This window comes from Tenacibaculum aiptasiae (assembly GCF_965221665.1).
Lineage (GTDB): Bacteria > Bacteroidota > Bacteroidia > Flavobacteriales > Flavobacteriaceae > Polaribacter > Polaribacter aiptasiae.
This window is the reverse complement of record NZ_CBDCSN010000002.1, coordinates 1208174-1228264: the sequence shown is the minus strand read 5'-3', so window position 1 is coordinate 1228264 and position 20091 is coordinate 1208174. Positions and strand designations below refer to the sequence as shown.

The window sequence follows — 20091 nt, the reverse complement described above, 5'->3', positions numbered from 1 at the left end:
TTGAAATTTTATTTTTTTAATACATTTATTAGGTGAAGATTAAAGTTTTAAGAGTTTTTTGTTAAAATTTTAGCTTTCACATATTTTATTAATCAAAACCCCCCGGAACAATGAAACACAATTGTATTAAAAATGTGTTTTTAGCATCTTTCATGCTCGCTGGTTTCTTAACAACCACAGCACAAGAAAGTAGAAGTCTAAAGCGAATCAAGATGGTTGAATCTTCTAAATCATCTTTAGAAAAAGCCCCCGAAATTCTTAGAAAAAAACTTCAACTCTCCTCCAACGATGGTTTGGTAAAAGTAAAGGAGAAACGTGATGACCTCGGTTTTACTCACAAGAAATTTCAACAAAAATTTAAGGGTCTTAAAGTTGAATTTGCCACCTATACAGCACATGCTAAAAATGGCAGATTGAAAACTATGAATGGTCAATTTTATGATGTTGGTAAAGTGAATGTTATTCCTAAGCTATCTAATAAACAGGCCTTTCAAAAAGCGTTGGATCATACTGGCGCTGAAAAATACCTTTGGGAGTTTCCAAAAGCTGCCAAAGAGATGGATAATTACCAAAAACCTGAAGGTGAATTGGTAATTTTACCTAGAGAAGTTATACGTACTGATGCCCCTAAATTAGCATACAAGTTTGACATTTTTGCTACCAAGCCTTTGAGCAGAGGTTACTTGTATATTGATGCGCATACGGGTAAAGCCCTATTTTTTAATCCTATTATTAAGCATGCCGACAATTTTGGTCATGTAGGTGAGGTTTCTCATGTTTCTCATGAACATGCTAAAGAAAGTTTTGAATCTATGTTGGTTGCTGGTTCTGCTCAGACTCGTTATAGCGGCACTCGTTCTATTGAAACTAGAAATGATGGTGGCGTATTTAGCTTGAATGATGAATCTAGGAAAGTGTATACTAGAAATGCTAACAATCAACCTGCTTCTGGTTATCCTTATGTTAACAATTATACGGAGTTTACAGATAATGATAACAATTGGACTACGGCCGAGCATAGTGCGAATAAAGACAATGCTGCTTTAGATGCGCATTGGGGTGCTATGATGACCTATGATTATTTTCAAGCTGAGCATAATAGAAATAGTTTTGACGATAATGGCGCTGCTATTCGTAGTTATGTGCATGTTGGTACGAATTATGACAATGCCTTTTGGAATGGTTCGGTTATGTCGTACGGTGATGGTTCTTCTAATGGTGCAGAAGGTAATGGTCGTTTTGATGCATTAACTTCTATTGATGTCGCTGCTCATGAAATTGGACATGCTGTATGTACGAGTACTGCCGATTTAGCTTATCAGCGTGAATCTGGTGCCTTGAATGAAGGTTTTTCTGATATTTGGGGTGCTGCTGTTGAGCACTTTGCGAAAGGTAATGGTAACGATATGGCTCCTGATCCTGCTGTATGGTTAATTGGTGATGAAATTGATAGAAGAGCTGGTGCTGTTGCTTTGCGTTCTATGAGTAATCCTAATGAAAGAAGTCAGCCTGATACTTATGGTGGTACGCATTGGAAAGATCCTAACTGTGCTTTTCCTAGTTTTTTTAATGATTATTGTGGTGTGCATACCAACTCTGGTGTTTTAAATTACTGGTTCTACTTACTAACGGTTGGTGGTTCTGGTACAAACGATATTGGTAACAATTTTAATGTTGTTGGTATTGGTATGACTAAGGCTGCTAAGATTTCGTACCGTTTGGAAGCGAATTACTTATCGGCGAATTCTACTTTTGCAGATGCTAGAGAAGGTGCAATTATTGCTGCTTCTGATTTGTATGGTGAAGATAGTGCTGAGGTTTTTTCGGTAATTAATGCTTGGTATGCCGTAGGCGTTGGAGAACTTTGTTTCTTAGATGCTCCTGATAACTTTGTTTCTTCTAGTATTAATGATGCCGCTTTCTCTCTATCATGGGATGCTGTTCCTAGCGCGATGTCTTATACTATTGAAATTAATGGTACTATTGATGGAGTTACGAACCCTGGTGAATTTACTGTTACTGGTACTTCTTTAGCGGTTCCTAATTTAGATCCTGGTACTGTTTATGTTTGTACTATTAAAGCGAATTGTACGGACGGTGGTAGTGGTAAACTTGCCACGCTTTCTGTTACTACTACGGGTACTCCTCCTTTACGTTACTGTATTTCTGAAGGTAATAATGTTGACGATGAATACATTGGTAGAGTTCAAATTGGTAGTATTGATAATACGACTCCTAAGGGTAGTGGCTATACGGATCATACCGATCTTTCTACCGATTTAGCTAGAGGTAGTTCTCAAACGATTACTGTTACTCCTGTATGGCGTGCTACTGCTTATGAGGAAGGTTATGGTGTTTGGATTGATTACAACCAAGATGGTGATTTTTCTGATCCTGGTGAAACGGTTTGGACTAAAGATAAATCGAATGAAACTCCTGTTAGTGGTACGTTTACGGTTCCTACGGATGCTTCTTTAGGGGCTACTCGTATGCGTGTTGTTATGAAATATGATGCTACGCCTACTGCTTGTGAAAAGTTATTTTCGTATGGTGAAGTTGAGGATTATACAGTAGTAATTACTGCTGTGTCTGCCGATACGGAAGCGCCTACGGTTCCTACGAATTTTATGGCTAGCGACGTTACGTTATCGTCTGCTACTTTAAGTTGGGATGCCGCTACTGATAATGTTGGTGTTGTAGGATACGATGTTTACCAAGGTGCTACTTTGGTTGAATCTACGGCTAATACTTCTATTGCTGTTAGTGGTTTGAATATGAATTCTTCTTATACCTATTCTGTAAGTGCTAAAGATGCTGCGGGTAATTCTTCTACTGCTGTTGAACTTACGTTTATGACCTTAAACGATACGGAAGCTCCTAGTGTTCCTTTAAATGTTGTTGCTTCTAATATTACCATGTCTTCTGCTACTTTAAGTTGGGATGCTTCTACGGATAATGTTGGTGTTGTTGGTTATGATGTTTATTTAGGTACTGATTTAGTAAGCTCTGTTACGAATACCTCTATTGACCTTAGTGGTTTAACTTTGGATTCTTCGTATACCTATTCTGTAAGTGCTAGAGATGCTGTTGGTAATGTTTCTGCTAAGATTGATGTTTCTTTTTCTACTTTAGGTGATACGGAAGCTCCTTCTAAACCTGGAAACTTAACAGCTTCTGGTATTACTAAAACGAAAGCTAGCTTAAATTGGAATCCTTCTATTGATAATGTTGGTGTTGTTGGTTATGATGTTTTCAGAGGCGCTTCTTTAGTAAGTTCTACCACAAATACTTCTTTTGCTTTGTCTGGTTTATCTGCAGGTACTTCTTATACGTATTCTGTGAAAGCTAAAGATGCAGCGGGTAACATTTCTGCTACTGCTACTGTTACGTTTAAAACTGTGGATAACGGTCCGACCTATTGTTCTGCTCAAGGTAATAGTACGAGCACTGCTTGGATTGATTATGTTGCTGTAGGTGGTATGTCTAAATCTTCTGGTTCTAATGGTGGTTACGCTAACTTTACGAATAAGGTTGGAAATCTTAGTAAAGGCGGTAGTTCTTTAATTACGGTAAGTGCTGGCTATGCTAGTAGTAATAACAGACCTACGATGTTTTTTGCTGTTTGGATTGACTTTAACCAAAATGGTTCTTTTGATAACAACGAGCGTATTATGACCAATGCTTCTAGTCAGCAAGGTAATCGTTCTACTAGTTTCTCTATTCCACATTCGGCTAAATCTGGTAAAACGAGAATGCGTGTTGCTATGCGCCATAATAGAGAGCCAAATCCTTGTGGTTCTTTTTCTAGTGGTGAAGTTGAAGACTATTCTGTTAAGATTGGTTCTGGTGGCTTTATCGTTGGACTTGATGGTACTCCTCAGGAGGATGCTATTTCTAAAATGTTGGTATATCCTAATCCAGGAACTAATGAAATTCAGGTTAAACTTCCTGATACGGGTAAAATGATGCATTATAGAATTATAAATAGTATTGGGAAAGTTGTGTTATTTGGTGATTTGAATTCTTCTCGTATTAACATTTCTAGTTTGAATACTGGTATGTATTTTATTGAGGTTTCTAATGGTGAAAAATCATTTAAATCTAAATTGATGAAGAAATAATAAGTTGTACTTATTATCTGATAGAAAACCCAAGCTTTTGCTTGGGTTTTTGTTTCTTTGCATAAATTTTAGCAAATGAATTACCTATCTGTAGAAAACATATCGAAAGCATATGGCGAAAAAATATTGTTTCAAGACATTTCTTTTGGAATTAACAAAGACCAAAAGATAGCTTTTGTTGCGAAAAATGGTAGTGGTAAAACTTCTATTTTAAATATTGTTGCTGGTGTTGATGAGTCGGATACTGGACAGGTAGTGAGCAGAAAAGGTATTGATATTGCTTATTTATCGCAAGACGATAAATTAGATCCTTCTTTATCTATTGAAGAAACCATTTCTTCTACAGATAATAAAGTTTTAGACATTATTAAGCAGTATGAAAAGGCTTTGGAGAATCCGGATAATACGGAAGCTTATCAAGAAGCTTTTGAATTGATGGAGCAACATAATGCGTGGGATTTTGAAACGCAGTACAAGCAAATTTTATCGAAGTTAAAGCTAGATAATTTACAGCAAAAGGTTGGTTTGCTTTCGGGTGGTCAGAAGAAACGTTTGTCGTTGGCTCTTGTTTTGATTCAGAAACCTGACTTGCTTATTTTAGATGAGCCTACTAACCATTTAGATTTGGAAATGATTGAATGGTTGGAAGCTTTTTTTGCTAAAGAGAAAATTACTTTGTTTATGGTTACGCACGACCGTTACTTTTTAGAGCGTGTGTGTAATGAAATTATTGAACTTGACAATGGTCAATTGTATAAATACAAAGGGAATTACTCGTATTATTTACAAAACAAAGAAGAACGTTTGGCCTTAGAAGCTACCAATTTGAGTAAGGCTAAAAGTTTATTTAAGAAGGAGCTGGATTGGATGCGTCGTCAGCCTAAAGCTCGTACTACGAAGTCTAAATCTCGTATTGATGACTTTTTTGAGATTAAGAAGAAAGCGCATAAGCGTAGAACTGAGCATGAAGTTCAGTTAGAGATTAATATGGAGCGTTTAGGTAGCAAAATTGTAGAGCTTCATAAGATGAAAAAATCGTTTGGTGATAAAGTTATCTTAGATGGTTTTGACTATGTGTTTAAACGTGGTGAGCGTATTGGTGTTATTGGTAAAAATGGTACTGGTAAGTCTTCTTTTTTAAATATGTTAACAGGTGCTATTCCATTAGATGGTGGTAAAGTTGTTGTTGGTGAAACGGTTAAGTTTGGTTACTATACTCAAAAGGGGATTGTAATTAAAGAAGGGCAAAAGGTTATTGAAGTTATTAAGGAGTTTGGTGAATATATTCCGTTGAGTAAGGGTCGTAAGATTTCTGCTGGACAACTTCTTGAACGCTTTTTGTTTGACCGTAAAAAGCAGCACGACTTTGTTGAGAAATTGAGTGGTGGTGAGCAAAAGCGTTTGTACTTATGTGCGGTGTTGATTCAGAATCCGAACTTTTTGATTTTGGATGAGCCTACGAACGATTTGGATGTGGTTACGTTGAATGTTTTAGAAAACTTTTTATTGGATTATCCTGGTAACTTGATTGTGGTTTCTCACGACCGTTACTTTATGGATAAGATTGTTGATAATTTGTTTGTGTTTAGAGGTGAGGGTGCTGTTGACAACTTCCCTGGTAATTATTCTGATTTTAGAGCTTATGAGGACTCTAAGCCTAAAGAAGAGAAGGAAGTGAAGCAAGAAGTGGTTGCACCTGTTAAAACTCCTAAAAAAGGTGTTTTAAGCTATAATGAGAAACGCGAATGGGGTTTACTTGAAAAAGACATTGATAGATTGCAAAAGAAAAAAGCTGCTCTTGAAGAGAAATTTATGAATGTTGAGTTTTCTGCCGATGAGATTAATGAAAAATCTAAGGAGCTTCAAGATATTATTGAAAGTATTGAAGAAAAGGAAGAACGCTGGTTTGAACTTTCTATGAAATTGGAAGGGGAGTAGTTCTTCCTTTTCTTTTGGTTTTTGTTTTAGGTTGCTTGTTTTATACTTTCGGACACAAGAATATTCAATTGGGTTAGCAGTTTTATAAAACCGATCGCTTGTTTTATACTTTAGGGCACAAGAATATTCAATTGGGTTGGCAGTTTTATAAAACCGACCGCTTGTTTTATACTTTAGGACGCAAGAATATTCAATTGGATTGGCAGTTTTATAAAACCGACCACTTGTTTTATACTTTAGGACACAAGAATATTCAATTAGATTGGTAGTTTTATAAAATCGATGACCTGTTTTTTATAGGTTTACTATGAATTTAATTTTTGCTATGTTTTGATATTCTGGTGACTTGGCTCCATAAATACTTTTGACATATTTTTTTACATTTTGTACTGTTGTATATAAGCTTACATCACCTTTATACAATATTGCATTTCTTTCTATTAGCTTAGAACTGAATGCTGCTTCTGTTTGATCTACCTTTTTGGTACTTTCTACCAATGAGGCATGGTAATCATTTAAGCTTTCTAATTTTAATTCTTCTAAGTTTGGACTGTAGGCTGGTATGGTTGTTAACAGTTGTATAAGTTTAGCAAAATTGTCAGCTAATTGGGTATAGGATTGCCTTGATGTTGATATTGTTTTCTTTTCTTCTCCAGTTGCTTCGTCTATTTGTTTCTTTTTCTTTGTATTTCCTTGTATGAGTTTATTTAAATGTTTTGCCTGTGCTAATATTCCTTCTGTAAGCCCTAAGATTTCTAATTGATTGATTACTCTTGTTGAGGTTTTCTTTAGGGTATTGTATTTTTCTTGACGGACAGAAATGGCGTTTTTCTTTGCATTTCTTTTTTCTTCTGCCTCCGTTATAGCATTGAGTGCATTTGCATAGAGTAGATTTAAATTTTCTACGGTAAGGCTTTCTACTGGTGGATTGTAATTGGTGTATAAACTTATGTGCTCTATTAGCTTTTGTAAGTTTGCTACATTTTTGGCATTTCCTGTTTCATATTGCTTGCTCATTTTTAATGGTTTTTTAAGTAAGTTTTATACGTTGTATTTTGACTTACTTGTGTTAATACTGCTTTTAATTTAGCTGTATTCTTTGCCTTTTACTAAGGCTAATGAACAAACGGTAGGTTTTATGTAATAAACGGTTGTGTTTTTTGTTTTTGTGGTTTGAGTGGAGGTTTTTTTATTAGTTTTTTATTTTTATAGACGTGAATTGTTAATTATTTCAGTAGTTGTGGTATCCAAAACTCTTTGTTTTTTAATCCAACATGAGATTTTTTACCAAAATCAGTTATAATATTTATTTTACTATTATATCTCTTTCGTGTAATTGATTTTAAATTTGATTTTTCTTTAATTAGTTATAGTGTTTTTGTATAGACAAAGAACGATTTTAATAAATACAAACTAAATAGGAAGTCCGAAAGGGATATATATAAATATTTGATTAAAAGTGATTTATTGTAGCTATTGTTATAAGCTTACTTTCTTTCAATTAACATTCCTAACTTAATCATTTTTACTTCATCTTCCCTTGATAATCTGGGAATATTGATAAATAAGCGTTCTTTTGCTCTACTACAGGCGACATATATCAAACGTGTTTCTTCTCCAATATCTGTATCAAGAGTAATATTATTTTTTGCTTTAAATATATAGTCATTAAGTATTGTTTCGAGTTTTTTACTTACGCTTCCATTCTTATTAGTTTTATCATCAAGACATATTAAGACATTTTTAAATTCGTCACCTTTAGCTTGATGGATGGTTCTTATTTTACTGCTAACTTTTGTTTGTTTTGAAAGAAAAGGGATGAAATCTTTAAATGATTTTTTATGAATACTTTTAGCTTTCTTCAAACCAGGAATCATAACTGAGTGTTTCTTGAGTTTAGGCTGTAAATATTTATAAATATTCTCGATACTTGAATTTAAGTTGTCTTTTAAATAATCGATTATTTCAATAACAAATTTCCTTTTTTCTAAATTCATAAGATCTGAACTATGCAAATGCTTCGTTATTTCCTTAATAGCATCTTTAAATTCAAAAGAATCATTAAAATCATATGCTTTTATTAATGAGTGAATAAAAGTTGGTCGTTTATGATTACTATCCTCAGCATATAATTGGCTAATCAAATTTGTTCCTTCCACCTTTTTCAAGCCGTTTTTTAGTTGATTTACTTCTTTATTCCAACGACATAAAATAGCAAAATCATCAGAATCCAACTCATTAACAAGTTTGATTGCAAACTCTTTTGTGCTAACAAGTACCTTAATAGGTTCTCCTTTTAAAGCTGTTTTTTTGGGGATTTGGACAATATCATCTCTTAGTTCCTTTAAAAAATCAATTATTGTTATTGAACTACGATAGTTTTTTGATTTTTTAAAATTCTGAATATTAGGTAAAGTAAAGTTTTGAAAATCTTTACGTTGTGCTCCTGCAAACTCAAAAATAGACTGAGCAGGGTCACCAATTACTCCAACTATAGTACCTTTCTTTGCTATTTCATTAATAATCCAAGTTTGTAAAGGATTAGTATCCTGAAACTCGTCTAAAAAAAGATAAGGAAACTTATTGCTAATAAAATCTTTAATTCTTGGATAATTACTAAAAATGAAATGGGTAAAATATAACACATCTTCATGATGCATGATTCCTTTTCTCCAGTATGCTTTCTTATATTTTAATAATTCATTATTTGATGTTGGAATTGCTACATTATAATTTGATGCACTCTTTCTAAACGTTATCTGAATATTAGATGTTTTTGTATCTATAGTATAATCAATAGAACTTAATTTTGAAATCAAGCTTTTCCGATTATCGGCATAGTTAAAATAATTGTAGTTTTTTCCATTATCTTTTTCAATCTCAGATTTCCAGCTTCTCAGTCTATCCCAAATTAATCGATTTTCGATGTGCCCACTTAGTTCTTTAATATTAAATAACTCTGTACCGTCTATTTCATTTTCAATTAAATAAGAGAAGGGTTTAATGATATTTCTATAAAGAAAACTATGAATTGTTCCAATATCTAAACGATTTGTGTTAGTTATCTTCTTTACTTTTTTATTTACTGTATCAGCTCCAATTCTTGTATATGTAATACAACCAATTTTTTGCGTTTTACCAAGATTATTTGAGTTTCTTAGAATATTTTGAATATGACTTACTAACCATGTTGTTTTTCCTGCTCCTGGTCCAGCAGAAATTTTAAAAGGGTTATCAATATTCTCAAGGATTTTTGGTAATTCATCTAATTGCTCCATACCTTATTTTAATATTTCTGTAATAGCGTCCTTAATATAGGTAGGTACAATGAATTTAGGAGTACTATTGCTAATATCTTCTCGTAAATTCCTCTCTAAATAAAGTGCATGTTCTCCCTTCAAACTCTTCACAATTGTATAATAAATCGTTGCTATTAGAGTTGCAGATTTTTCCATATCAGAAAAACTACTTCCTAAAATCTCTGTCTTTAGAAAAGTAAAATATTGTTTTTGCTTTTCTGTTTTCATAAAACTTTCATATACATTTAAAACTTTGAGATAGTCTTTTGGGTCTTTTAAATGTTCATCCTGTATTTTCTTGAAATTATCTGCTGTATGTGGACTATTCATTGTAGGGAAAGAATCAGTGATTAGCAGTTTATTATTAGGATTATATCTAGCTAACTCATATTCTAAAGTTTTACCTAATCCTTCAACTGGATGAGCAATAGAGATATTAGTATATTTCGAACTAAAATTTGTTTTAAGTTCTGAAACATGGGATGCTATAGCTTTAAATCTCTCAGTTTTCTTCAATTGAAATGGAAAGCAAGCTCTCCATTTATTATCACTTCCTTTTATTTCAGGATCAGAATCAGTAATACAAACTACTTTTTTATTTATTGCATAAGGGTTTTCTTTAGAATGCGAATACAGGTATAAAAAATGTTTAAAAGTTCGGCTATCAACAGATATTATTGAAATATGTTGATTTATTAATTCATCTTCATTTGTAATCTTTTCTTTTTTATCATAAAGCTTATATGCAGCAAATACAGGTAGTAATAATTGCTCGGCTAATCCTTCAACAAATATTACTTTATCAGAAAAAAGCATATTTGATTTCGTAGCATCTAAAAATCTTTTCACATAATTCTTAGATTCAATTTTATCCCCAAAAGATTTTCCGGGATATCCTATTTCAATTTTATTTTCTCCTTTGTATAGGCAAATAATATTATCCAGTTCTACAGCGGATGTAACATGTGTAGAATGACTTGTTACAAACAGTTGTCTTACTTTTCCTTCCTTATCAATGTTTTCTTTGAGAAATTTGATAAATTTATATTGCATTGCAGGGTGCAAATGAGCTTCAGGCTCTTCAATCGCCAATATTGGGAAAACTTTTGCGTTTTCACCATAATAACTCCTTTGACTTTCAATTTGCATTTTTGCTAAGACTAATGCGATATAAAGTAAATTATTATAGCCCAAACCATTTTTACTAATAGGGACTTTAATATCTCCTAATTTAACTATTAACCTTAGAGCAAATAATAAGTCTTCTTCACTTACATGTACGTCAAAATCAGGATGCCCACCTTTATTCGCACCAGTTTCTTCAGAATATTTTAATATGTTTTCTTTTGATATACGATCTTTTAGTTGTTGGAATAAAGACTCAGATGTTGTCTCAAACTTAGCTTCTTTCTCTTTTAATTCTTTTTTTGCCTTTGCAGAGAGATCTTTTATTTTTTTTCCATCTGTAATTTCAAAATCAAGAAAATAATTTAAGACCTCTTTCAAAATTGTATTGTGTCCAAAAAACATCTGTTTTTCAGCATCTCTTATTGCATCTAAGAACTGAAAATCAAATTTTTCAAGCATTTCATAATCTGCAATCTCTTTATTATTCGGCATTCCACCATATACACGTGCAACATATTTTGAAAAGAAGTACTTCTTAATAAAGCGCCATGTTTTTTCGGTATTAAATTTTCCATCAGTTTGAAATTTAACAACCTCCTCACAATATTCTTTGTAATCGTCTCCCTGAGGTAAAAAAAAAGAAAATGTCAATTGCGCCTCATAGGTTTTATTAGGTTTTGTTATCCAATCATAGACAACGACTTTATCATCCGCTAACTCATCTTCCTGCTCTTTAAATGTAACTGTAATATTAATTTCTGGAGGTTTTGAAAAGTCAGAGTATTCTTTGCAAAAATCATCGATGGTTAATTTTCCTCTCATCTTCTTTGAATCAAAAACTAATTGAAGTGCTTTAAGTAAATTTGTTTTACCTGCATTATTATGACCAATTATAACATTCGTCCCTTCTGAAAATTTAATTACAGTTCCACATCCTTCTTTAGCAGGTGAAAAGTTTCTGAAATTATCTATCTCTATTTGTTCAATATACATATTTGATAGGTTTTGTAGTCAGCTTATATACTAATTACTATGTGCTAAATGTAAGTATAGCATATAGCATTCCTTTACGGGTATCCGTTAAGAATGTTATTACTTCGTATTAAAAAAATAAAAGGAATAGGGGACTATTGCTTTCACAATTTGTGTGTGTCTAATGTACTAAAAGTGTGTTAGTGTTGCAAGTGGAGTTATTGGCTGTTGTTTTTTAAATGTTTGATATAATTATTTAAAAGCCCTTTTATTTGTTCAGATGCTACTGGATTTGCTGAATGAACTTTAAATTTTAAGTTTTGTAAATCAAGTCCTGATTCATAAACTAACCATTTAGCGCAAGCTAAACCATCCAAAGCTACAACTCCGTTTTTGTCAAGGCCAAGATCATTGTCAAAACTTATATAATTAGGCAATCCATTCTTGTTTATGTAAGTAACAAATTCATCATAAGTTCTAACGATATCGAATTCAGATTCCATTGATTTATCATAAATCATTTCGATGGTTCTTATATCGTCTAAAAAAAGCTTTTTCATATTTTTATTTTGGAATAACTAGGTGCTCTTTCTCCTAAGTTTAGTATTTCTTTTGCAATTTTTACGAGCCTAATGTACTCAATGTGTGCTGGTTTTGCAAGTGAGTTTGGAGCTTATGTTTTTTGTACTGATTTAGCTATTATTTATATACAGTTTTATTACATGTTTATTGGAGGTCCTGCTTGTCCTGTTATTTGTCCGCCAAAGTTTATCAATTCAAATAATCTTAGGACAGCTTCATCCAAATAGTCTTGATTGCAATAATATCCATTTATTTTTCCGTACTCAGTATAATCGGAAATATTAAACCCTTCCTCAATATCGTTATACCAAATTATTTTACGTCCGCAAATTGCAACAACCCAAAATCCACCACCCTCGTTTCCAAAATTTGGTTCACTCCATTTTTCAGGACCTATGTTTATTAAATTCCAAAAATTAAGATGTTTTCCTTCTAATTTATATTCTGCATCCCATATTTCAGAATAAAGTTGTTTTTCGGTTATTGGTTCCCACATATTTAATTCAGTTTTTTTCAAATTGCAAACAAAGGGTTTGTGTATGAATTTGTTGTATAAAGCTAGCAATTTTTTATAGTTATTGTTGATAATAGTTTTATTTAATTTTATGTTCAGCGATAATATTTTATAACTTGTTTATATGAGAGTTTTGTGCCCTGTATTATTTTCAATTTTCATAATACTTATACACGACCGCTAATTCTTTCCATCGATTGTTTTCGAGCGAGTAAAAGCTAAAATTTAGTTGTGTGTAGTTTGTTCTATATCTTTTTTGGTCTAGAAAAAGAGCTAGTGTACCGTTTCTTAGAATAATTGGTTTTGAAAAAGTATAAACAATAGCGCACATATTTTTTTCCTTTTCTGTTCCTAGTTTTTCAGTTCGGTTGAATGCATTTTGAATTTCTTGCGGACTATCAAGGCGGCTAGAGTAAGGAAATAAATATTCTTGCCATTCGTGGTTTAATAATGCGCTTAGTTCTTTTGTAATGAAACTCTTTTCTTTAGCTGATAACTTTAAATTTTTAGTTTGTTTTCCTCTGTATAATGACGATAATTCAAATTCTTTAGTTGATTGAATAGCTGATATTGTTGCATTGATTATTGATGCGTCTATGGACTTTGTATAGTATAGAGTATAACACTCAAATTGTTCATATTTCCACCTTGATACCCAATCTCTATAAGGATCTTCCATTAGTCCTAACTTATTCTTAGGAATCTTAGATCTTTTGGATTTTTTATTCCTCTTACTAGGAATAGAAGCCTTAAATTCTTCAAGGTTTATTTTGTTAAATGTTTGCTTCTTTTTTTCTAGTAGTTGCTTAGCTAATTGTAATTCCTCAGAAGACATATAAGCCTTAATTAAATGTCTAGTAGTAGTTCCTTTTTGAATTGGATCGTAAGCTGCAGCAATTTCAGCCCAAACTAAAGCATTTACTTTATATTTTGGAGTGGTTATACTCTTTTGAAAGTATATAACAGATAATAATCCCATTGCTCTACCAAACTTTTGGTTTGCCGATTTAATTAAATATTGTTCGGCTAAGGAGTCATTCTTTATTTCTAACTCTTTATTATAATAACAATATCCAACTATAAATTGAGCCATTTTGTCGCCCGAATCTGCATAAGGTTGCATGATTTTAAAGGATTTTATAAACTTCATTGAGTCAAAATATTTCAATCCTTTTTCATACTTAGCGTTTTGTGAAAATGATATTGCTGATATAAAACAAAAGATTATTATTGATGTTAGTTTTTTCATTCTATTTAATTTGTACGTAACGGTATTGTGTATAAGTTTGTTACATAAGGATAGCAATTCTTTATAGTTATTGTTGTACGTTCTTTATTTTAAACAATACTTTTTCCTTTTTCCGTTATAAAGATATTGTCTTGATTTCTGGTTAAACATTCAATTTCAATCAATTTTGTTATTGTTGATTCTATTTCTTGCTGAGATAATATTTCTCTATATCTTTTATTTACTTCCGAAATATTGGTTTCTCCTTTATTAACATAATTAACAAAGCGAAGAAAAGAATCATCTCTATAAGTGAAACCTTTTTTAAAAAATATCCTATATTCAAAACCTTCATCTAGTGCTTCTTGAGCTTGGTTAAAAGAAGAAATTAAATCCATAGTTTCATTGTCATAACCTTTGAATTGATATTCAATTGATTTGTAATTAATGCTTCTAATTGAATTAAATTTAGAAAGTCTTTTATCTTCTATAGGCTTTTCATAGTTTTTTAATTTGTCTTCAATTAGGTTTTCTAATTCTTGAATTAAATTTTTAATGTCATTTTTATTTAGTGATATAATACTAATTGCACTATTTAATTTTTCATTCGATATTTTATGTTTTATAAATGGCGAAATTGTAAAACTTTCAAATTTTGAAGCATAGCCTAATTTTATATATTCACCATTTTTATGAAAGTACATTGATACTCCATCGTCATGTGGAAGAGCATTTTTTATTCGGTTGTTTTGTTCTCTGGTTAAATGGCAAGGATAACAAACCTCTTTAGGAAGGTATTTACTGTCAGTTTGTATTATTGGTATTCCACAATCTTCACATTTAAAAGCAGTTTTCGAAAGCCACCAATCAGGGCACTCTCTTGACCATTCATCAGGTGAAGGGAAGTAAAATTCAGCGTTATGTTTTTCAGCTAAAGTTTTTCCAATTGTTTTGGCTTCTTTACTGAGTTCTTGTTGACTTTCAAAGTCTATATAGTTAAGAGTAGTTACACTCTCTTTTTTATACCCTAGACTAGTTTTATAAACTAGCTCAATTTCTAATGCTAAGTAATCAAAATCTGAATACCATAAGCATTGTACAGCTTTAGGCTTTTTATAGTCTTCTCCAATGATCTTCTGAATTATTTTTTTTAGCATTTTGGTTATAACTACGCATTACTTATTTATATATTAAGTGTTAAGTACATAGGATTATTTTTAATGTTTCTTTTTCAATTTTTGTGAGCCTAATGTACTCAATGTATGTTGGTGTTGCAAGTGGGGTTTATACATAGTCGAATATATAATAATAGTGAATAGATTAGTGTAGTTTTCTATTCATCTAAAACTCCAATAAACTTTAAATATTCAATTTCAACATTATATATTTCGAGTAAATGGTCTTTTGTTAAGTTTATTTTTTCCTTATGCATAGCATATTTCACAAGTTCATTTATATCTAAATAGGCATTTGATTTATTTTTTGAATCCGGATTTTTGGATAGTAATCTGATTTTAGACATATAGTTCTCTTCTGCAATCAAAGCATCGCGAATTAAATTCAAATCGGACTTTTTCTTTTCTAGTTTCAATGCAATGAAGCAGGTTGCTTCATCCAAGTCGTAGGTTTCTTTTCCAGCATTATTTTCATTAATAGTGCAGATTGGATCTTTTTTACAGCTGAAAAATGAGAATAAAATTAAAATGTAAGTAAGTTTGAATTTCATTTAATTAACTATGAAAATTAATGTAAAACGCGTTTTTACATTTTGTTATGCTCTTTTTTTATTTTTTCAACTATTACCTTTATGAATTCACCCCCATATATACATCTTCTGCAAGTTTTAGCAATTCCTTTTTTATTACTAATTATATCAATTAGTTTAAAAACACTTTTGTCAAAAATAACTCCATCTTTTTTTAAAGTTAAAATTCCATCAATTGCGTAGAGTTGAATTTCGACAACAGTTGATTTTAACCATTTTACCAAACTTTTTGTGTCTTTCAATTTTATAAGTCGGGTTAGTTTTCTTCTATATTCAGGTGTTCCTCTTACATGTCCACAAACCCGTCCATAAACAATTTCCGATTCAAATAACTCATTATGATTTAATGGATATGAATATACTTCTTCGAATTTTGATTCTAATTTTCTCATCATTTGATTTGAGTTTTGACTTAGAATTATTTCTTTCGGTATCCATTTCTCTTTTGATTTTATATTTTTAAGTCTAATTAGTTTATAAAAAGCAATTTTTCCATCTTTCTTTTTAATTAGTTTTAAATTGTAATTGTATAAAGTGTAATTTGAGGTAGTTCCTTCTATTTTAACCGATTTTGTAAACTTTATATTCTGTTCAAAAAAGTCATTTACTAATTCTCTTTCTAGTAGATTTTGCCATTGATATTTGATTTTATTTGTAGACTTTTTTTGAAAGTCATTTAATCCATCTTCTATTTCTTGATACCTAAAGTTTTTACAAAAAGTATATAATTTTTCTTCTTCTTGAGCAAAAACTCCTGTAAAGGAAAAAGTTAAAAGTATTATATAAATTATTCTCTTCATCTTAAGTGAGCATAACGGTTTAGTATTTATTAGCTATGTTTTATACACGTTGTTATTACTCGTTTAAGGTTCGGTTACTTCTATAGTATTCGTATCAATATTGTACTTAAAATATTTTCCTAAAGAGGTTGAAAGTACCATAAACTCTTTCATTCCGACTAAATTTCCGTAAAGTCGAAAAGTACAAATATCAGTTGCAGTAATATACGGAGTTGTTTTTAAATGTGAATGAACTGCTGAAATCACGACAGTTCCATTAGGCATTTTACTGTGTGCCGGTATTACTCGAGAATGAAATTTTTGCCATTCTATAATTTTTCCATTTAAATCAGAGTGGAATAGATAGTCATTTCCAAAAGGAATTAAACCAGGTTTTGTCGTACCCATTAGAATATACAACTTATACCCTTGTGGTTCTTTTAATAAAACTAAATTTGGATTAAAACCTTCTGGAAAACCAATTTTATATTTTGGGTCTGACAATTGTTTAATTATTTTAATTTTAACATCTAAATATTTTTGTTCGATATTTGATAATTCACTTTTTTTAGTATCTATATCAAATGGCTTATTCAAATTTGCCGTAACAAATGAATATTTAGCAATTCTATTTTTTTGTGTTTTATCAATAAATGAAGCATAAATTGTATCATTTGAATGATAGATTACATATCCACCATAATTTCTTTTGAGCTTAGCTTTTGACATTAATAAGTCAGATGCATTCCAAGCAATTTTTTCATAATTATAAAGTAAATCTGCTTCTTTTAAAATTGAGTTTAATTTTGTTTGTAATGTATCCGATTGTGAATAACTAATTGAAGTTGTAATTATGCACAATGCAATAAGTATCATTTTTTTCATAAAGTTTTTTTTAATGTGTAGTTACTTGTTTGTATGAGGAATTTTTAGGTACTCATAGTCAACTTATTTAAATCTTAAGAAGTGCAGCACTATTTTTTAATGTTTCTTTTTCAATTTTTGCGTGTCTAATGTACTAAAAGCTTATTAGTATTGCAAGTGGGGTAGAGGGTTTATGAAAGAGATTGATTGTGGAGGTGTTTTTGTTTTTTTATTTAGATACTAATAGTGCCAATAGCAATATTGATATTATTACTATTGACACTACTCTAAATGCTTTTTATATTATTTGATTATACGATCGATAATCTATATTTTTAATTTGAATTGGGTTGAATATCGAAATACTTTAAATAACCCTCTATTGGTTTCATTCCCATTTCCTTTCTTCTTTCGTTTACTGTTTCTGGATTTTCTAATTTATATAATTTACCATTCTTTATTTGTGAACCATATATTTGTGGTTTGCCCTCATCCATTAACATTCTATCTTTCATTAAAGCATATTGCTGTTTGGATAAGTCTCCATTTTCTACCGCTTTTTCTATTTGTGGAAAATACTTTTTTCTAATTTTTTTATTACTATGTTGCAGCCCTAACCAGATGGCATTCATTTGTTTTTGAGACACCTCCTTTAATGTTGGCATTCCACATTTTTCAATAATACTTATTACTAATTCTTGATTTCTATGATCTTCTTTACCGTACTTGATGAGGTCATTTGCTTTTCTAATCCTTTGATCGCTTTCATATACTTCGCTCAAGATTTGTTGTTTTTTACTGCAGTCTACTTCAATAACGTCTACTGAACCTACATAGACAAACCTGTCCCAATTTATATATAGGAATGTTGAAATTGCTACTATTAAAATAGTAAAAGTACTCAGGAAAATTTTTCTCTTTTTCATTTTTTTAGAATTTATTTTTTGATTTAATATAATTCATAACAGTTTTGTTATGATTTGTGTAAAATCGATTTTCAATAACTGAGCCAAGTAAAAACGTAAGACAATTTGTCTTTTTAAAGGACTTATTGACTGATTGTTTGAAGTTTTTTAACCAATTATTTCTGTTATATTCTATGAAGAAGAGTTACGATACTTTGTTTTTTATTTCCAAGGTTCTATTTGAATATTTTCCCACCTCTTTTTAAAACTATCGGTCATTTTAATATAATTATCCTCACTCATTGTGAGTTTATTTGGTTTTACAAGCATATTAAAAGCATCCTTCAAACCATATGGTGCATATATTTGGTACTCTTTTGTTTTTCGAATTCCAATTGCAAATGCTGAAAGCCAAGTTTGTATTCCGTTTTCTGTATTATTAAATGGTTTTATTTTATTTCCGAACTTTTCTGGATACCATTCGTGGACATATGCTTGATTGGTTATGTCGAGAGGGAATTTATGACTTATTAATTTTTCTATTTCTAATTGATGGACTTTTGATTGCTCCCTTTTTTCATTTTTTGAATAGTATACGATATCAAAATCTTTTACATTTTTAAGTGTTGATTCTCCGTTTAAATTATTCCAAATTATTTGTGTTATTGCTCCTCCTGCAACATAATAATCTTTTAGTCCATACTTTGTACAAGCCTCTAATGTTTCTACTATTTCGGGACAATCTATGATTAGTGAAATTAGCTTTTCTTTTAGCAATTTATTTTTCTGTGTGTTTAATGTATTCAATGTATGTTGGTGTTGTAAAAGGGAGGTTATATTCCTTCTATTTTTACAATTTCGGTTCCGTTTGTTAGTTTTTGATTGAGTCTGCAGGTGTTTACTATTTTTCCACTATAAAAAGTTTCAAATTCCATTGTAATCTTCTTGTTTTCTATTTCACAAATTACATTTCCACTTTTTACAATATCACCTGGTTTAACATACCATTTTGTTAAAATGAATCCTTTTTGGTTTCCCATTTTTGGTAGGAAGATTGATTTGGTTTTTCCTTTTTCTAATTTGGTTTCTGTTTGGGTTGAGGTAGTTCCCTTTTTCTCCATTTCTTCTTTTGTTTTGAAGTTTGGATTGCTTTTTAAATCGTTTATAACCGTATTTCGGTTTTCATTGGAAAGAAATAGTTTACGGATTAGGGATTTTATCATTATATAAGATTGATTTTGCTGTAGGTATAGCGTTGTATTTTGATGTTTCTTTTTCAATTTTTGTGAGCGTAATGTACTCAATGTATGTTGGTATTGCAAGTGGAGAATTTACTTCTATAAATACAAAGCGGTTCTAGTTTGCACTAAAACCGCTAATTCTTTTATACATTGTTTGAAACTGATTCTTTTCTAATTTTCATTTTCTAATTCAGTAATTAGATTTGATGTTTCTTTTTTTATTGCTGTCATAAACTTTTTATGCTTTAAATATCCAAGAATAAAAAGGACTATTGTTGAAAGATGATAGAAAATTCTGTTCTTACTGGTTAATGGAAAGCCGAAAATAGATTCCTTTTCATAAAATAAGCCTAGTAAAGCAAAGTTTAAAGCTAAGATTGCTAGAAATAGATATATTAAAATATGTGTTGTTTTAAATGCTTGTTGATTTTTTATTCTTTTTATGAAACTAAGGTTTGTATAATCTGACTCGTGAGAAATGATTTTATTCATTTTGTAGAGCGAAATCAATTTTATTATAATGGCTGCAAATAAAAACAAATAGGCTAGTGTGTAATATATACCTGCGACAATTTCTGTATAAAGTATTACCGAAACTATAATTAGAAATACTAAAATAATCATTAAGAATGTACTACGGAATTTTACTTTTTTTTCGATTTTACTTAATCGCTTAATTAGTTCTTCTATATTGTGTGAATTGGTCTTTTTTTCTAGCCACATGTTTTGCATCTTTTTAATTTGTTCGTCCATAC

16 protein-coding genes are annotated in these 20091 nt (G+C 30.8%); 2 read left to right on the top strand and 14 right to left on the bottom strand.

Going from position 1 to position 20091, the window contains the following annotated elements:
• The first annotated feature begins 110 nt into the window (after positions 1–110).
• Positions 111–4121 (top strand): M4 family metallopeptidase, encoded by a 4011-nt coding sequence (locus tag ACOQN8_RS05935; RefSeq protein ID WP_420551988.1) that lies wholly within the window; start codon positions 111–113, stop codon positions 4119–4121.
• Positions 4122–4196: 75 nt separating this feature from the next.
• The gene (locus ACOQN8_RS05930) at positions 4197–6059 is read left to right on the top strand and encodes an ABC-F family ATP-binding cassette domain-containing protein (RefSeq protein WP_235274473.1); all 1863 of its coding nucleotides are present in this window, start codon (positions 4197–4199) and stop codon (positions 6057–6059) included.
• Positions 6060–6353: 294 nt separating this feature from the next.
• Here the strand turns inward: ACOQN8_RS05930 and ACOQN8_RS05925 are convergent, their stop codons facing one another.
• From ACOQN8_RS05925 to ACOQN8_RS05860, 14 genes are all read right to left on the bottom strand, one after another.
• Complete coding sequence (locus ACOQN8_RS05925; RefSeq protein WP_420551987.1) at positions 6354–7076, bottom strand: hypothetical protein; 723 nt, start codon at positions 7074–7076, stop codon at positions 6354–6356.
• A gap of 470 nt (positions 7077–7546) precedes the next feature.
• Positions 7547–9337 (bottom strand): UvrD-helicase domain-containing protein, encoded by a 1791-nt coding sequence (locus tag ACOQN8_RS05920; RefSeq protein WP_420551986.1) that lies wholly within the window; start codon positions 9335–9337, stop codon positions 7547–7549.
• Positions 9338–9340: 3 nt separating this feature from the next.
• Positions 9341–11479 (bottom strand): ATP-dependent nuclease, encoded by a 2139-nt coding sequence (locus tag ACOQN8_RS05915; protein ID WP_420551985.1) that lies wholly within the window; start codon positions 11477–11479, stop codon positions 9341–9343.
• A 197-nt stretch (positions 11480–11676) separates the two neighbouring features.
• The gene (locus ACOQN8_RS05910; RefSeq protein ID WP_420551984.1) at positions 11677–12018 is read right to left on the bottom strand and encodes a cyclic-phosphate processing receiver domain-containing protein; all 342 of its coding nucleotides are present in this window, start codon (positions 12016–12018) and stop codon (positions 11677–11679) included.
• Between the two features lie 158 nt (positions 12019–12176).
• Positions 12177–12557 carry a hypothetical protein gene (locus ACOQN8_RS05905; RefSeq protein WP_246175019.1) on the bottom strand — a complete coding sequence of 127 codons (381 nt, stop codon included), beginning with the start codon at positions 12555–12557 and terminating at the stop codon, positions 12177–12179.
• Positions 12558–12705: 148 nt separating this feature from the next.
• Positions 12706–13803, bottom strand: a complete 1098-nt coding sequence (locus tag ACOQN8_RS05900) for an SEL1-like repeat protein (RefSeq protein ID WP_420551983.1) — start codon at positions 13801–13803, stop codon at positions 12706–12708.
• Positions 13804–13892: 89 nt separating this feature from the next.
• Positions 13893–14939 (bottom strand): hypothetical protein, encoded by a 1047-nt coding sequence (locus ACOQN8_RS05895; RefSeq protein ID WP_420551982.1) that lies wholly within the window; start codon positions 14937–14939, stop codon positions 13893–13895.
• A gap of 176 nt (positions 14940–15115) precedes the next feature.
• Positions 15116–15508, bottom strand: a complete 393-nt coding sequence (locus tag ACOQN8_RS05890; protein WP_420551981.1) for a hypothetical protein — start codon at positions 15506–15508, stop codon at positions 15116–15118.
• 35 nt (positions 15509–15543) lie between these two features.
• Positions 15544–16347 carry a hypothetical protein gene (locus tag ACOQN8_RS05885; protein ID WP_272151055.1) on the bottom strand — a complete coding sequence of 268 codons (804 nt, stop codon included), beginning with the start codon at positions 16345–16347 and terminating at the stop codon, positions 15544–15546.
• A 63-nt stretch (positions 16348–16410) separates the two neighbouring features.
• Complete coding sequence (locus ACOQN8_RS05880) at positions 16411–17211, bottom strand: hypothetical protein (protein ID WP_420551980.1); 801 nt, start codon at positions 17209–17211, stop codon at positions 16411–16413.
• A gap of 314 nt (positions 17212–17525) precedes the next feature.
• The gene (locus tag ACOQN8_RS05875; RefSeq protein WP_420551979.1) at positions 17526–18116 is read right to left on the bottom strand and encodes a DUF6624 domain-containing protein; all 591 of its coding nucleotides are present in this window, start codon (positions 18114–18116) and stop codon (positions 17526–17528) included.
• A 201-nt stretch (positions 18117–18317) separates the two neighbouring features.
• The gene (locus ACOQN8_RS05870; RefSeq protein WP_420551978.1) at positions 18318–18902 is read right to left on the bottom strand and encodes a nucleotidyltransferase family protein; all 585 of its coding nucleotides are present in this window, start codon (positions 18900–18902) and stop codon (positions 18318–18320) included.
• Positions 18903–18928: 26 nt separating this feature from the next.
• Positions 18929–19318, bottom strand: a complete 390-nt coding sequence (locus ACOQN8_RS05865; protein ID WP_420551977.1) for a biotin/lipoyl-containing protein — start codon at positions 19316–19318, stop codon at positions 18929–18931.
• 189 nt (positions 19319–19507) lie between these two features.
• On the bottom strand, positions 19508–20089 hold the full coding sequence (locus ACOQN8_RS05860) for a hypothetical protein (protein ID WP_420551976.1): 582 nt from the start codon (positions 20087–20089) through the stop codon (positions 19508–19510).
• Positions 20090–20091: the final 2 nt, after the last annotated feature.